The 14,732-nt window shown below is 58.2% G+C and carries 16 protein-coding genes and 1 tRNA gene; 11 read left to right on the forward strand and 6 right to left on the reverse strand.

Going from position 1 to position 14,732, the window contains the following annotated elements; genetic code table 11:
- Positions 1-393 precede the first annotated feature (393 nt).
- The 4 genes from GOV53_RS11825 (at position 394) to GOV53_RS11840 (ending at position 4,310) form a co-directional block, all read left to right on the forward strand.
- A complete protein-coding gene (locus GOV53_RS11825) occupies positions 394-1,149 on the forward strand; it encodes a 5-oxoprolinase subunit B family protein (RefSeq protein WP_170466903.1) in 756 nt (251 codons plus the stop codon).
- Entirely contained in the window at positions 1,146-2,144 is a 999-nt protein-coding gene (locus GOV53_RS11830; protein ID WP_170466905.1) for a biotin-dependent carboxyltransferase family protein, read from the forward strand. The genes GOV53_RS11825 and GOV53_RS11830 overlap by 4 nt, the downstream gene beginning before the upstream one ends.
- A 12-nt stretch (positions 2,145-2,156) precedes the next feature.
- Entirely contained in the window at positions 2,157-2,918 is a 762-nt protein-coding gene (locus GOV53_RS11835; RefSeq protein ID WP_170466907.1) for a LamB/YcsF family protein, read from the forward strand.
- Between the two features lie 144 nt (positions 2,919-3,062).
- The gene (locus tag GOV53_RS11840) at positions 3,063-4,310 is read left to right on the forward strand and encodes a hypothetical protein (protein WP_170466909.1); all 1,248 of its coding nucleotides are present in this window, start codon (positions 3,063-3,065) and stop codon (positions 4,308-4,310) included.
- Positions 4,311-4,371: 61 nt separating this feature from the next.
- On the opposite strand, the gene GOV53_RS11845 is transcribed toward GOV53_RS11840, so the two are convergent.
- Positions 4,372-5,757 (reverse strand): D-alanyl-D-alanine carboxypeptidase family protein, encoded by a 1,386-nt coding sequence (locus GOV53_RS11845; RefSeq protein WP_170466911.1) that lies wholly within the window; start codon positions 5,755-5,757, stop codon positions 4,372-4,374.
- Positions 5,758-6,039: 282 nt separating this feature from the next.
- Entirely contained in the window at positions 6,040-6,741 is a 702-nt protein-coding gene (locus GOV53_RS11850; RefSeq protein WP_170466913.1) for an HAD family hydrolase, read from the reverse strand.
- Positions 6,742-6,835: 94 nt separating this feature from the next.
- Between GOV53_RS11850 and clpS the strand changes: the two genes are divergently transcribed.
- Genes clpS through hemF form a run of 4 tightly spaced genes read left to right on the forward strand, consistent with a single transcriptional unit; the run spans position 6,836 to position 9,902 of the window.
- Positions 6,836-7,177, forward strand: coding sequence for an ATP-dependent Clp protease adapter ClpS (clpS, locus tag GOV53_RS11855; RefSeq protein WP_170466914.1), 342 nt, complete (start codon positions 6,836-6,838; stop codon positions 7,175-7,177).
- Between the two features lie 31 nt (positions 7,178-7,208).
- The gene (locus tag GOV53_RS11860) at positions 7,209-8,174 is read left to right on the forward strand and encodes a class I SAM-dependent methyltransferase (protein ID WP_170466916.1); all 966 of its coding nucleotides are present in this window, start codon (positions 7,209-7,211) and stop codon (positions 8,172-8,174) included.
- A 37-nt stretch (positions 8,175-8,211) separates the two neighbouring features.
- Complete coding sequence (locus tag GOV53_RS11865) at positions 8,212-9,012, forward strand: SDR family NAD(P)-dependent oxidoreductase (protein ID WP_170466918.1); 801 nt, start codon at positions 8,212-8,214, stop codon at positions 9,010-9,012.
- Positions 9,013-9,017: 5 nt separating this feature from the next.
- Positions 9,018-9,902: an oxygen-dependent coproporphyrinogen oxidase gene (hemF, locus tag GOV53_RS11870; RefSeq protein ID WP_170466920.1), complete on the forward strand. Its 885-nt coding sequence runs from the start codon at positions 9,018-9,020 to the stop codon at positions 9,900-9,902.
- Positions 9,903-9,906: 4 nt separating this feature from the next.
- Here hemF and GOV53_RS11875 read toward each other — a convergent pair whose 3' ends face one another.
- Entirely contained in the window at positions 9,907-10,317 is a 411-nt protein-coding gene (locus GOV53_RS11875) for a hypothetical protein (RefSeq protein WP_170466922.1), read from the reverse strand.
- Positions 10,318-10,482: 165 nt separating this feature from the next.
- Here GOV53_RS11875 and GOV53_RS11880 point away from each other — a divergent pair, with 165 nt between their 5' ends.
- On the forward strand, positions 10,483-10,995 hold the full coding sequence (locus GOV53_RS11880; protein ID WP_170466924.1) for a toxin-activating lysine-acyltransferase: 513 nt from the start codon (positions 10,483-10,485) through the stop codon (positions 10,993-10,995).
- Between the two features lies 1 nt (position 10,996).
- Positions 10,997-11,902, forward strand: coding sequence for a Hint domain-containing protein (locus GOV53_RS11885; RefSeq protein WP_170466927.1), 906 nt, complete (start codon positions 10,997-10,999; stop codon positions 11,900-11,902).
- On the opposite strand, the gene modC is transcribed toward GOV53_RS11885, so the two are convergent.
- The 3 genes from modC to modA are packed head-to-tail and all read right to left on the reverse strand — an operon-like array spanning position 11,899 to position 14,442.
- Complete coding sequence (gene modC, locus GOV53_RS11890; protein WP_170466929.1) at positions 11,899-12,996, reverse strand: molybdenum ABC transporter ATP-binding protein; 1,098 nt, start codon at positions 12,994-12,996, stop codon at positions 11,899-11,901. The genes GOV53_RS11885 and modC overlap by 4 nt on opposite strands.
- Positions 12,993-13,685 carry a molybdate ABC transporter permease subunit gene (gene modB / locus GOV53_RS11895; protein ID WP_170466931.1) on the reverse strand — a complete coding sequence of 231 codons (693 nt, stop codon included), beginning with the start codon at positions 13,683-13,685 and terminating at the stop codon, positions 12,993-12,995. Before modB ends, modC begins: the two co-directional genes overlap by 4 nt.
- A gap of 4 nt (positions 13,686-13,689) precedes the next feature.
- Positions 13,690-14,442 carry a molybdate ABC transporter substrate-binding protein gene (gene modA / locus GOV53_RS11900; RefSeq protein WP_254439275.1) on the reverse strand — a complete coding sequence of 251 codons (753 nt, stop codon included), beginning with the start codon at positions 14,440-14,442 and terminating at the stop codon, positions 13,690-13,692.
- Positions 14,443-14,652: 210 nt separating this feature from the next.
- On the opposite strand from modA, the gene GOV53_RS11905 reads away from it, so the two are divergent.
- A tRNA-Val gene (locus GOV53_RS11905) sits at positions 14,653-14,728 on the forward strand.
- The last annotated feature ends 4 nt before the right edge of the window (positions 14,729-14,732 follow it).

Here is a 14,732-nt window from a genome sequence, read left to right on the forward strand (position 1 = left end):
TCAGCAGCGCCGGTGAAGGGGGTTCTAAGTATTACAACAAACCTCCGCAACCGAAAAATGCAGCTTTTGGCAATTTTTTTCCAATATGGATGAAAGACAAACAAAAACAGATACTTAAAAGACACCCTCGACCATCATTTACACCAACTAATCCACCTTATCGACAAAACCCCAAAAGACCGGGAGCCTTTCCGCGCACCACCACCCCTACATATAGTCCAACGGCTGACGCCGAGCACAAGACTCAAGCGACTCGGCAGCGAGTCACCGAGTCGAAATTGGACAAGTGAAGTGACTCGGATGCCCGAAAATGAGCCCTCATAACGACGGGCTTGCGTATTTGAACCGGATGCTGTGTGGTCGCCTGTAGAATACGCTCGGGTTTGCTGTGAAATGACGACCACTGAAGACAAGGCCTTTCCCCGCATCCGCACGGTTGGTTTCGACGGCCTTCTGGTTTCCTTCTCCGATGTAATGGCCGAACCATCGAACCGCGCGGCGCTGGCGTTTCGCAGCGAGGTCATGCGCCAGGTCTGGGATGGCATCATTGAAACATCGGCCTCCCTCGCTTCGGCCTATATAAGGTTCGACCCGGAAAGACTGCCCCATGCAGATATTCAGGAAAGGGTTCGGCGACTTCTGGCGCTCCGAAACTGGTATGAGGCCCCTTTGCCAGCCGGCCGTTGCCTTTGGCGTGTTCCCACTGTCTATGGAGGCGAGCTGGCCCCACAACTGGATGAGGCTGCCGCAGCAGCCGGGCTGGATCCGGCTGAGGCGATCCGGCGGCTTAGCAACAGCCGGGTGCGTGTTCTGACCATCGGCTTTGCGCCAGGTCAGCCCTATCTGGGTCCGCTTGGGCCGGAATTCGACATTCCGCGCCTCAAAGAACTGACACCCATGGTCCCTGAAGGCGCGTTGGTTCTGGCGATCTCGCAATTCGTTTTGTTTTCGGGGCCGACGCCCACCGGGTGGCGGCACGTGGGTCAGACAGCATTCCGCTGCTTTCGGCCAGAAGCGCCTCAGAGCTTTGCGTTGAAGCCCGGGGACGAAATGCAGTTTGTTTCTGTCACCCGTGAGGAGCTTGAAGCCGCCCGCGCCGACAACGCGAGCGGCACCGGCGGCGCAACATGCCAGGAGATCGCGGGATGAGCTTGATTGTCCATCGCATCGGTCCCGCGTGCAACGTTCAGGATCAGGGCCGCGTCGGATATCTGGATCAGGGCTTATCCCGATCTGGCGCCGCAGATCTGACGGCATTACATGAGGGGGCGGCCTTGTTGGGCCAAAACCCAGGCCTTGCTGCGTTGGAAATGGCGGGGACTGGGGGCGAGTTTGAGGCAACGAAACCTCTGGGCATCGGGTTGACCGGCGCCCCGATGCAGGCCAGCATTGATGGTGCCCCGGTCGTTTGGAATGCGTCTCATCATATGGAAGCGGGACAAAGACTAGTAATCGGCGCAGCGACGCGCGGCACATTTGGTTACCTGCACGTCAGCGGTGGTATTGCGTCCCAAGCCTTTCTTGGGTCACGCGCGGCGCATCTGACGGCCAAGGTCGGGCAAACGCTCCGGGTCGGGGATAAGTTGCCCGTCGGCAGTGGACCAGGGGTGACAGGCATGAAGCTGGGGCACGATGATCGCTTTTCGGGTGGCGTGCTGCGCGTGGTCGCCAGCTTTCAAACCCCGCTGTTCGATCAGCCCACGTTGGATCGCTTTGCCCAGACCGAGTTTCGCCGGGGAAGTCGGGCCAACCGGATGGGAATGCAACTCGACAGTGCGGGGGAAGGGTTCGCCGCCAAGGGTCAGCTGAATATCCTATCCGAAGTCATCACGCCGGGCGACATACAGATGACGGGCACTGGAAACCCGTTCATCCTGCTGCCCGAATGCCAAACGACCGGAGGGTATCCCCGCATCGCAACAGTTCTGCCGTGCGACCTGCCGCGCGCCGCACAAACCCCGGCGGGTGGGTCGATCAGGTTCCAGTTTGTGTCACTGGAGGAGGCAACTATCCTGCAAGCCGCCTATCACGCCGGGCTGGCCAAACTGCCTGCTCAAATCGAGCCACTGGTTCGCGATCCGCATGACATACCGGACCTGTTGTCCTACCAATTGATCAGCGGGATGATCTCGGCCACCGACTAGAGAGGATTTTGGATGCCAAGCGTCGATCTAAATGCCGACATGGGCGAGAGCTTTGGCCCATGGAAGATGGGCGATGACGAAAACCTGTTGAAGATCATTACGTCGGCCAATATCGCCTGCGGCTTTCATGCCGGTGACCCCGATGTGATGGGTAAGACGATGAAACTGGCCGCCGAGAATGGTGTCGGCATCGGTGCCCATCCCGGCTTTCCTGACCTGCAAGGCTTTGGCCGCCGCAACATGAAAGTGCCTCATGACAGCCTGCGCAATATAGTGCGGTATCAACTGGGCGCAGCAATAGGTATGGCCAAGGCCGTTGGTACCGAAGTCCGGCATCTGAAACTGCATGGCGCGCTGGCCAATATGTGTTCGGTCGACCTGGACATGGCGCGGGCCTGCTATCAGGGCGCGCTGGATGTGGACCCGGATATCATCATCATGGTGCTGGCCGTTACCAAACAGGAAGAGGCGGCGCGCGAACTGGGTTGCAAATGGGTTGGCGAGATTTTTGCGGACCGCGCCTACAACGACGATGGCACTCTTGTAGACCGCAGCCTGCCGGGCGCTGTTATCCACGACCCGGACGTTGCTGGCCCCCGCATTCTCAACATGGTCCGCGAGGGCGCCATCATCACCGAAAGCGGGCAGCGGCTTGAGACCTCAATCGATACGATCTGCCTGCATGGCGATGGTCCGACGGCCGTACAGATTGCCCGCTCTGTCCGCAAAACCCTGATCGACGGCGGTGTCGAGGTGACAAAATTCATGCGATAGAAATCTGGTTGTTAGACTGACGATCTATTCTCGGACTGTTGCTCGTAGGGGATTCAGCCCCTAGCATGTCTGCAAGTGCATGTTCTGAATACCACAATTCCAAGCAACGCTATGCCGGACTGGTATGGGCAAGGAGATTGGCCAATGTCTTTTGATCTGATGACTTACGAACCGCGCGGCGACAAAAAGAACTCAGAGTTCTTTCACCAGTATCTGCCGATGATTTACGAACGCCGCCAAAGCTCGGGCGTGGCGGATCAGGTCGGGGCGATGCGGGCGATCGTAATTCAGGTTGAACCGGACGCGTTGTTCGACACGCTGCTGGAGCTCTACGTCATGACCCCGTACCGGCACACGGCCAGATATCTGGGACAGACGCACAAGTTCGCAGTGCTTCATTCGCATGCCGACTATCCCGTGATGATCGTGATGGCCCCTCTCAGCCCATCGTTCGAAGACTTCATCCCCCGCATCAACCGCATGTACCCGCTGGCCCGCAATACGCCTCAGACCCGCTATGTCGGAGAGGTGTTTGGCGCATCGGACCTGAAGACTCTGACCAAAACACTTGAGGATCAGAACATTCGGTTCGAGTACAAGGGTGACACCGAAAACCCGTTTTACACCCTAGACGGCTTTCGCTTTACGACTCCTTCGGATTTCACCTGCAACAGGGTCGGCTACTCATCGTTGGACTTCAGTGACACCGACAGTCTGGGCCTAGGCGACCGCATCTTGCTGAGCGATGACGAACAGGCCCGGCTGGATCAGGCGGCGGCGTTTGGGGCAGACAGCAAAATTGCGCCCCTGATGCTGGGGATCGACCATCTGGCCACGCGTATTCTGGCGGGCGAGCGTGAGGACGCAATCCTCGAGTTCCTGACCATGGTCCCCTATTACTTTTGGGGTGCGTATAATATCTTTGACATGAATTCGTCGACCAATGTGAACCGGAACGCAAATGTGGATGACGACAAGAAATCCCCCGCCAAGGTCTTTACCGCCAACAACACCCCGTCCTTTGTGAATTCGTTCGAACAGCTGCCGATGCCGACCGAGGACTTCGTGCGGAACTTTGGCCGCCGGCTACATCACATGGCCGTTGAGATTCAGGACGGTGATCATGGAGCCGGTGAAAAAAACGTCGACTTCGTGGTCAACACGCTAAAGGACAAGGGCGTGCCGTTCCTGGCCCATGTGGTCGGTGAATGTAAGGACGATCCGAACCTTAAACAGATCTTCTCAAAACACTCAAAATATACGCTGCTGATCACCGAGTATATCGAGCGCTGCCATCACTATGACGGGTTCTTTACCAAGGACAATGTGGCAGCTCTGACCGCAGCCGCTGGTCAGGACGAACAATACCAGCACGGTCACGTCTTCGACTGACAAAAAAAGGCTGCGAGTTTCCTCGCAGCCAATACCCATTCAGGAGAGAATATGTCGGGTCTTATGACGGCCCGATCATGAAACAGGTGACATTGCGGGCCTGCAGCCTGCGGCAGGCCAGATCAGCCTGTTCGCGGGTCATGCCCTGGAATGTCGCGTCAAAGCCGCGCGAGCTTTGGTTTACCTTGCGCAGCGTGCCTTCCAGAGTGGTCATTTCCGATAGCGCGGTTTTCAGAAGAATCTTCTCCGCCTCATATCGGGTGGTATAGCGGCCAACATTCACGCCCCACAAACGTCCGCCCGATGTGGACAGGCGCGTGACAATCTCTTGCTCAGGCTCTGGTTGGGCCGCCGGATCGGTTGAGGCCAGAACCAGATCTTCGGGTCGTGCCGAGGGCCGCGGTGTATCGGTACCGGCCGAAGGCTCGATGTCTGCCGCAGCAATCGCCGCAGCAATGCCGTCCTGGATCCGTGTGCGGTTCTTCGCAGCCGTTTCAACCACGGTGCCTGCAACCTGTACGGCTGCACCCGGTCCGGGACGCAGAACAGGACGCAGGCTGGATTTCGGCGCACCAGTCAGAGCTGCAACGGTTGCTCCCAAACCGGCATTTCCAGCATAGGCAGGGCGGGCCGGTTTCCGGATCGGCGCGCGCGAAGGGGCACGACGGAAACCCATGTCCAGCAACTCGGCTACTTTGGCATTCCGCGACGCACCAGATTTACCGCCAAAAACGGTCGCGATGATGCGTTCATCCTTGCGCTTGGCCGATGCCACCAGATTGAAACCTGCAGCTCGCGTGTATCCGGTTTTGATTCCGTCGGCACCCTTGTAGGCGGCCAACAAGCGACGGTTTGTATTGGGAACCGTCTTGATCCCGGCATGCGTGGATTGGCGCGAGAACAAGTTGTAGTACTGCGGATAATCATAAAGCAGGTGACGGCCCAGCGTGGTCATGTCACGTGCCGTGGACAAATGACCCGATTCCGTCAGGCCGTGTGCGTTCTTGAATGTCGTCCGGCTCATCCCCATGGCTTTAGCAGTGCGCGTCATACGACGCGCAAACGCGGCCTCGGACCCGCTGATCGCGATACCGATCGCAGTGGCCGCATCGTTGGCGGATTTCACCGCAGCCGCCCGGATCAGATACCGGAACGCGATCGTCTGCCCGCTCCGTAGGCCCAGCTTCGAGGGGGGTTCAGCCGCTGCCTTTTTGGTGATCCGAACTGGTGTATCCAGCGTGATCTCGCCGTTCCGCACCGCCTCGAATGCGATGTAGAGCGTCATCATTTTGGTCAATGAAGCCGGATGGAGCCGCGTATCAGCGTTGCGCGAATGCAGGACCTCTCCGGTTCGCGCGTCGATGACCATCGCCGCATAAGGTGCTGCCCAACCTTGCAACGGCGCGAAAGAGAGCAGCCACAAGAATGCTATAAGAAATAAGCCCATTCGGGCCGGAACTGTCCGCCGAACCTGCACGATCTTTGCCTCTGTCTACCTCTGGCCGCCGGATTTTCCCGGTCGGCGCGAATTTTATTTTATTGTTACCAAGGCTAACACAGAGACCCCGTGAAATAAACCGAAAGCGTGCAAATTCGCCGTTTCGTTATCGCTGCGACGAGGCACTATATATGGCGCTGGATGCAACCGAACGCACTACATCGGCACCGGCGACGTTTTCAGAACACGCACAGAGCACCGTTTTTCGGAAACTGCGGCGAATTGGCAACATCAACTTAATTGCCGAACAAGATCGGCCAATCCGCCCAAATTCTGTAATTCTTTGTACCGCGGGTTATCTGTTGGAGTTTCCGCCTTCTCAATCTCCCACACCAGCCCATGCGGCACATACACGCCCCAACATCCGGCCTCAATCGGGGCCACCACGTCAGAGCGCATCGAATTGCCCACCATCATCGCGGTATCCGTCCCTTCGCCGTGACGGGCAAAGATCTCGCGATAGGTCTGGGGTGCCTTTTCGGACACGATTTCGACCTCGTCGAACAGCTCTCCCAACCCGGATTGTGCAAGCTTACGTTCCTGATCGATCAGATCGCCCTTGGTGATCAGAATCACCCGATGTGTGTCTGCCACCGCTTCGATGGCTTCGCGTGCGTGGGGCAACAACTCGATCGGGTGCGCCAGCATCTCTTGTCCCGCCTCGACCAGTTGCCGGATGACCGAGGCTGGCACACGGTCTTCGGTCACCTCGATTGCGGTTTCGATCATCGACAGGATGAACCCTTTGATTCCGTATCCATAGTGGCGGATGTTGCGTTTTTCAGCTGCAAGCAAGCGGTCCAGCAGGTGATCGCGATCCGCATGATCTGCCAGCAATTCTGCGAAATGGGCTTGGGTCAGTTGGAAAAAACGTTCGTTGTGCCAAAGGGTGTCGTCGGCGTCGAACCCGATAGTGGTCAGCGCTTTTTCCATTTCGATTACGTCCTGCTGGCTCTTTTCTCTGACCCCTTGAACGTTATATAACGCTGCAGACAAACCGAAGCCTGAATCGGACAAAAGGCGCGCGATGACTAAACACATATGGATGATGTCTGACAGACCGGACGACGACGGTGATCCGTCGCTGTTGGTACAGACGCGCCCCAAGACCAAGCGCCCGCCCCTGTATAAAGTGCTGTTGCTGAACGACGACTACACCCCGATGGAATTCGTGGTCCACGTGCTGGAAAGGTTCTTTGGCATGACCCACGCCGAGGCGTTCGAGATCATGCTGACGGTCCACAAAAAGGGCGTCGCGGTTGTTGGTGTGTTCAGCCATGAAATCGCCGAGACCAAAGTGGGCCAGGTCATGGATTTCGCCCGCAGGCACCAACACCCCCTGCAATGCACAATGGAACGCGAAGAGTAAGCCTGTCCCGGCCCCTCTTCCAAAATTGCCGATGTCCCCTCGCCTAGACCTCGCCCTGCAAAGCGGCCTCGACCTGTCGCAACCACTCAGCGTGCTGGGCCCGACAATGGACAACGATCTGTCGAATTTGCTGCGCGAAACACAAGTGGTGCAGCCGTTCAAACCGTTTCACGACCATTTTGCAGCGCAAGGCTTCAACACAACGCCCGAGACCAGCGAGCCATGTCAGGATGCCATCGTCATTCTGCCTCGCGCCAAGGCACTGGCGCGCAGCATGGTGCATCAGGCCTGTCAGCGTGCCAGCGGGCTGATCGTGATTGACGGTGCCAAGACCAATGGTGTGGACAGTTTGCTGAAAGACATCCGCAAGCGCGTTGATGTCGAAGGCCCGATTGCCAAGGCGCATGGAAAGATCTTCTGGTTCCAATCCAGACTCGAAGCGTTTGCCGACTGGGCCGCACCGCAAGCGCAAATGGTCGACGGATTTCGCACCGCACCCGGCGTGTTTTCCGCTGATGGGATCGACCCGGCTTCGGCGTTGTTGCTGAAGTCTTTGCCTCAAAAGCTGGGTGCGCGAATCGCGGATCTGGGCGCGGGCTGGGGCTATCTGTCTGCTGAAGTGCTCAAGCTGACCAATCCCCGCGCGCTTCACCTGGTTGAGGCTGATCACATCGCCCTGACATGCGCGCGCACCAATCTGGCAGACAGCAATGCGCAGTTCCATTGGGCCGATGCCGTTACTTGGAAAGCGCCAGAGCCTTTGGACACGGTGGTCATGAACCCTCCATTCCATACGTCCCGCGCGGCCGATCCCGAACTCGGGCAAGGCTTTATCAAATCCGCAGCGCGCAACCTGACCCGCAACGGCAGCCTTTGGATGGTTGCCAACCGCCACTTACCTTACGAGGTCACGCTGGCTGACAGTTTTGCTCAGGCTCAGGAAGTGGCCGGTGACAATCGGTTCAAGGTGTTTCACGCCTCTCGCCCCAGGGTCTAATCCCGGTTAACCTGCGCCGCAACTCAGGAGACAACGCATGTCCTTTTCCATAGCCGGCAAGACAGCCATCGTCACAGGCAGCGCCAACGGCGTCGGGCTGGCCATCGGGCGCCACTTTGCGGATGCAGGTGCCAATGTCATGTTCGCGGACATGGACGAAAAGCGGTTGTCTGAAGAGTTGGGTGAACAGGCAGACGACAGCAACATCCGGTTCTTTGCCGGAGACCTTCGGGAAAAACTGACCATCGCAAACCTGCTGTCCGCAACGCTGGATGCCTTTGACCAGGTGGACATCCTGATCAACGGCTCGCGACAAGTGATCACGTCAGACCCGCTGGACACGGACGATGATTCTGTACGGACCCTTCTCAATCAGAACCTGATGCCTGCGCTGCGCCTCAGCCAAGCGGTGGCCAAACGCATGATCAAACAAGCAGGTGACGAGGACGAAGGTCCCGCGGGATCGATCATCAACCTGTCCTCGATCGCGGCGCGGCGCACGCACCCGGACCTGATGGCCTATTCCGTTTCCACGGCTGCGCTGGATCAGATGACCCGCTCGCTGGCGGTCGCTTTGGCACCCAACCGGATACGCGTTAACTCGATTGCTCTTGGATCGGTGATGAGTGCATCGCTGCAGTCTACACTGAAAGAGAACCGGGATTTCCGGTACGACATCGAAAAACACACGCCTCTGGCCCGAATTGCGGCCCCGAACGAGTTGACCGAGACTGCGCAGTTTCTGGCCTCGGACGCTGCCGGGTTCATCACCGGACAAATCCTGACAATTGACGGCGGCCGCACGTTGCTGGACCCCGTCGCAGCCCCAGCCCATTAAGCCCTATGTTCGACACAGAAAAAGCAACCGCCGCCGCCTGGTTCCGCGAACTGCGCGATGAGATTGTCACCGCGTTCGAGGCATTGGAAGACAGCCACGACACCGGCCCCCTGTCCGACGCCCAAGCCGGGCGGTTCGAGGTCAAGGAAACCAAACGCCAATCTGCGGACGGATCGGACGCAGGCGGTGGATTGATGTCGGTGATGCGCGGCGGGCGGGTCTTTGAAAAGGTCGGCGTCAATGTCTCGACCGTCTACGGAACACTGGGCGAGCGTGCGCAGCAGGCAATGGCCGCCCGCAAGGGCATTCCCGGAATGGCCGACGATCCACGGTTCTGGGCCTCAGGCATCTCATTGGTGGCCCATATGCAGAACCCTCATGCGCCTGCTGTTCACATGAACACCCGCATGTTCTGGACGCCCCACGCTTGGTGGTTCGGCGGTGGATCGGATCTGAACCCCTGCATCGAGTATGATGACGATACCGCGCATTTCCACGCCACTCAGAAACAGTATCTGGACCCGCATGGTCCCGGCCATTACCCCCGCCTCAAAGAGTGGGCGGATGAGTATTTCTATATCCCCCACCGCAAACGCGCCCGCGGCGTGGGCGGGATTTTCATGGATGATTACTGTACTGGCGATTGGACCGCAGACTTCGCGCTGACGCAGGACATTGGTCGCGCCTTCCTGCCCGCATTCCTGCCCTTGGTCGAAAAGCGCCGAGTGCAGGGTTTTGACGATGCCGACAAGAACACACAACTGGTGCACCGTGGCCTCTATGCCGAATACAACCTGGTTTATGACCGGGGCACGAAATTCGGCCTGGAAACCGGTCACGACCCGGATGCAGTGCTGATGAGCCTGCCGCCGCTGGCGAAATGGGTCTGAGGCCTTACCTAAACCCAAGGTCCAGTACGTTGTCCCAGCAGTAACCCTGCGCGGATCCAGCCGACATGTTTTCGCCCACTCGTTTCACCGTGATCGAATAGCCCGGAGTCGTATCCACCCCGTCAGGTGGGGTCAGCGAAAACTCGACCGTGCGGGTTCCCTTTTCGTATGCGCGTGAGATGTAAATCCTTTGCGTCGCCTTGGTTCTGAGCTTGGTGATTGCGTAATCACCGATCCCGCACCAATACGTCACCGGAGCGGACGACCCGCTGACCGCAACACGGTAGGTGCCGTTTTCCAAAGGTGTCACATCGGTCTGAAACCCTCGGTACACTCCAAACCGAAATCCCACAGCCTCGGCCAATGCTGGTAACAGCATAATCGCGGTCACCGCCGTTATTTTTAATACGCGCATAACTGCAATTCCCATTTTGAAACAGAACCTGCCCCAAATCATAGTGAACCCGGGAACCGAGTAAAGCTGCGGCACGAGTCCTCCCGACCGGACGCCCGGGGTAAAACTGTATCAATTCACGCCGTAACCAATTAGTATCAAGTCAGTTTTGGACCGAGGTTTGTTTTGAGCAAAGCGTTTCCAGAAGGTTGGTTTGACATTCCGCCCGAGAAATACGCGGATTTTGGCGCCATGTTCTATCTTGCGTCGCTGACCAAAACTCATCGGCCTCGCAATCTGGGGCAGGTTCTTTATGCCTTTGAAACACCCTTCCGGCTGAATCAATATCACATCTTTCGCCAGAACGGTTTTCCAAGGGGCTTTGTGACCTTTGCAGGCCTCAGCCCCGATGCCGAGCGTCGCTATGCCATTCAGGAAAAGCCACTGAAGGACACCGATTTTGCCAGCGGGACCTCTTTTTGGATCATCGATCTTGTGGCCCCGTTCGGACAAACAAATCAGATCGTGGATATTCTGAAAAAGGAAATCCCGCACCCGCGGGTTCGCACCAATCGAATGGACAGCGACCTGACCCGCAACCGGATCGTAGAATGGACCCGTGACGACGCCGGTGAGGTTCATATGAAGCTCTACCGAAAAAAGGAGTTTCGTGAGATCCTTGAGAAAGGAGGGGCATGAGATGGTATCCATCGTAGGCACGACAACCGGGACCGTGACCGGTGACCCTCCGAATGAGGCCACCGGGGATCTTGGGCTGAGCGGCTTCCCCTTGTCGCAGAACTGGTCGATCTCTGAACAACCGTCCCTAGGCGTGGCATCAATCGATCCGAATACCGGGGAATGGACCTATACGGTCAATCCAAGCGACTACGATGACATCCCATTCGGGACGACCGTCACGGACACATTCACCGTTCGGGTCACCGGGTTCGAAATCAACGATGAACTCGAAATAGCCCCTTACGATCTGACTCAAGAGATCACGATCTCCATAGAAGGTGTTTGTTTTACATCCGGCACTCTGATTTTGGCCGAAGGGGGCCATCGGCACATCGAAACGCTGGACGTTGGCGACAGGATCATGACCGCTGATCATGGTTTGCAACCGATCCGATGGATCGAAAGCAGCGCGCTGCCACCTGAAAGACTGCATGAAAACCCTGCCATGCGTCCGGTTCGGATTAGGGCGGGCAGTTTGGGTCAGGGGCAACCCAAGCGCGATCTGCTGGTCTCGCAGCAACACCGCATTCTGGTCAGCGGGCCAAAGGTCGAACTGCTGTTTGGTGCGCCTGAAGTTCTGATTGCGGCCAAGCATCTATGTTCTTGGCCGGGGATCGAAATTGAGGCCTCAGATGACCCGGTCGAGTACTATCATATCCTGCTGGACAATCACGAAATCCTGACGGCCGAGGGCGCATTGGCTGAAAGCCTGTTTTTGGGTGAGGAGTCCCTCTACACCTTGTCTTCCGACGCCCTTCAGGAACTGGCTGCGATCTTCCCGGACGCTCCTACCCCGAACGGAATGGGCTTTGGTAGGGCCGCTCGCCGTATCCTGCGCGAGTTTGAGGCGCGTGCTTTGGCCTAGTGCCCGCCCAGATGTCCACCGACATCCTGCGGCGCAAGGGCAACCGTTTTGATCACCGCGTAACAAGGCTTGCCCGGTTGCAACCCAAGCGCCTCGACCGAACGGCGCGTGACACGGGCCAGAACTGTGCCCGCGGGTGTCTTTACGGACACGATGGCCCCCGGCCCCTCGCCCGCACGGATCGTATCAACCGCGCCTTGCAGCACGTTCAAAGCTGACAAGCCTTCGGGCGGTTTGCTGGACAGGATGACTTCTTGCGCAGGGATGCGTATACGCAGTTCTTCCGCAACCTGATGCGGTATACGGGGCAGGTACAGGGGCGTACCGCCCGCGTCCAATTCTGTCAGCCCATCTAAATGATGTCGGACGACCCGCACCTGTAATACCGCGCCCACGGCCCGCACGCCCGCCGGTGCAACCGACGGATCGGCCAGAACCTCTGACGCAGGACCGTGCCGCAAAACCTGCCCATCCTGCAGCGCCACCACGGATGTGGCCAGCCGCGCGACCTCGGCCGCTGAGTGGGTCACGTAAAGAATTGGGACTGAGACCTCATCCCGCAGACGTTCAAAATATGGAAGAATCTCAGCCTTGCGCGCATCGTCCAGGGCCGCTAGCGGTTCATCCGCCAGGATCAAACGCGGGCTGGCAAGCAATGCACGTCCAATGGCCACTCGTTGCTTTTCACCACCCGACAAACCTGCGGGCCTGCGATTCAAAAGCTGCCCGATTCCCAGCATCTCGATCACTTTGTCCGGGTCTTCTCGGCGGGCCCCTTTGGGAGCAAACCATGTCCCATAGAAAAGGTTCTGGCGCACAGTCAGGTGCGGGAAAAGGCGACCTTCCTGAAAAATGTAACCCAACCGCCTTTTGTGCGGCGGCAACCACAGGCCCTGCGCGGTATCGAACAAATCCCAACCATCGATACTGACGCGCCCGGCCATAGGTTTCAGCAACCCTGCCACGGCATTGACGATCGTCGTCTTCCCGGACCCTGAACGCCCGAACAGAACCGTCACCCCCGGCGGAGCATCAAAGCTCAGGTCCAGCCTGAGGTCATTCAGATCGTGCTGAAGGCGGACGGACAGGCTCATGATCCGGCCACCCTTGCGGCAACGCGGCGGCCAACAAATTCGGACAGCAACAACGCCCCCATGGCGATCACGATTGAAATCACGACCAGACGAGTCGCAGCGGCTTCGCCCCCCGGAACCTGCAGGAAGGCGTATACCGCCGACGGCAGGGTTTGTGTTTGCCCCGGGATGTTTGAGACAAAGGTGATCGTAGCCCCAAACTCTCCCATAGCTTTGGCAAAGGCCAGGATCGCGCCCGCGATTACACCCGGCAAGATCATCGGTAAAGTCACCGTGGCAAACACAAAAAGACGCGAAGCCCCCAGCGTCGCGCCAGCTTGTTCAAGCTTTGGGTCTACGGCCTCAATCGACAGCCGGATGGCGCGCACCATCAACGGAAAGGCCATGATACCCGCAGCCAGCGCAGCCCCGGTCCAGCGAAAGGCCACCACGATCCCGAATTCCGCCAGCAGCTTGCCCAGCGGCCCCTGAATGCCAAAGGTCAACAGCAGCAGATACCCGGTCACCACCGGCGGCAGGATCAAAGGCAGATGTACCAGCCCGTTCAACACCTGCCGACCCGGAAACCGCCAGCGCGCCAACGCGTAGGCAACAAGAATACCCAAAGGCAAAGTCACCAGCGTCGCCCAGAAGGATACGCGCAATGACAGTTTGAGCGCCTCCAGCTCTGCCGGTCCCAGCCACCCCATGCAGTTATCCGTTTGGCAGGGCAAAACCCTGCTTTTTGAACACCACAGCCGCAGTCTCAGACTGCAGATGTGCCAGGAACGCACGCGCGTTTTCAGGGGCTCCTGTCGTCACAGCCGCCGGATAGATGATTGGAGGATGCAGCTGGGATGAAAACTCGGCAACCACGCGAACCCTGTCTTCGACCTGCGCATCCGAGCGGTAAACGATCCCCAGAGGCGCAGCACCCGTCGCTACAAGCGCAAGCGCCGCACGCACATTGTCCGTCTGCGCAATCTGGCCCTGGACGCCCTGCCATAACCCAAGGCTTTGCAATGCGGCTTTGCCGTAGATTCCGGCGGGTACCGCATCCACCAGTGCCATCGCAAGATAGCCACCGTTCAGAGCCGATGACAGGTCAACATCCGGCTGCATTGCGCCGAGGTCAGATTGACCCGCACCGCCGATCAGAACCAGCCCGTTCCCCAAAAGGTCGACCCGCGACGCGGCCTCTACCAACCCCTGGTCCTGCAGCACATTCATCCAATCCACATTGGCCGAGATAAACAGGTCCGCCGGTGCCCCAAGCTGAATTTGCCGCGCAAGCACTGACGAGGCCGCATAAGAAACGGTGACGTTCTTACCCGTCTCCTGCTGGTACCCCATCGCAACCTCATCCAGCGCTGTCTTTAGGCTTGCTGCGGCGAATACCAAAATCCCCTCAGCCCCTGCACGAAGCGGAGCCAGCACCATTGCGCCCAGAACCAGGGCCGCGATCAAAACTCGGCGCGCGTTGGACAGGATCCTGTTTCCCCCGCCTGGAAATTGCAGTTCCTTTCGGAATATCTGAGGCGGCATGTGACACGCAAGCGCCTTTGCACGCGCCTCACTGGGTTCTGCCCCTCAGTTCAACACAAATCGATTTTGAGTAAAGAAATTCTGCCGGACCCTCTTGCGCCCGGACGCAGGCTTGGCTACATGCACCGTCACGGGTGATTAGCTCAGTTGGTAGAGCGCTTCGTTTACACCGAAGATGTCGGGAGTTCGAGTCTCTCATCACCCACCATTCT

This window comes from Ruegeria arenilitoris, from assembly GCF_013035315.1.
GTDB classification, from domain to species: Bacteria; Pseudomonadota; Alphaproteobacteria; order Rhodobacterales; family Rhodobacteraceae; genus Ruegeria; species Ruegeria arenilitoris_D.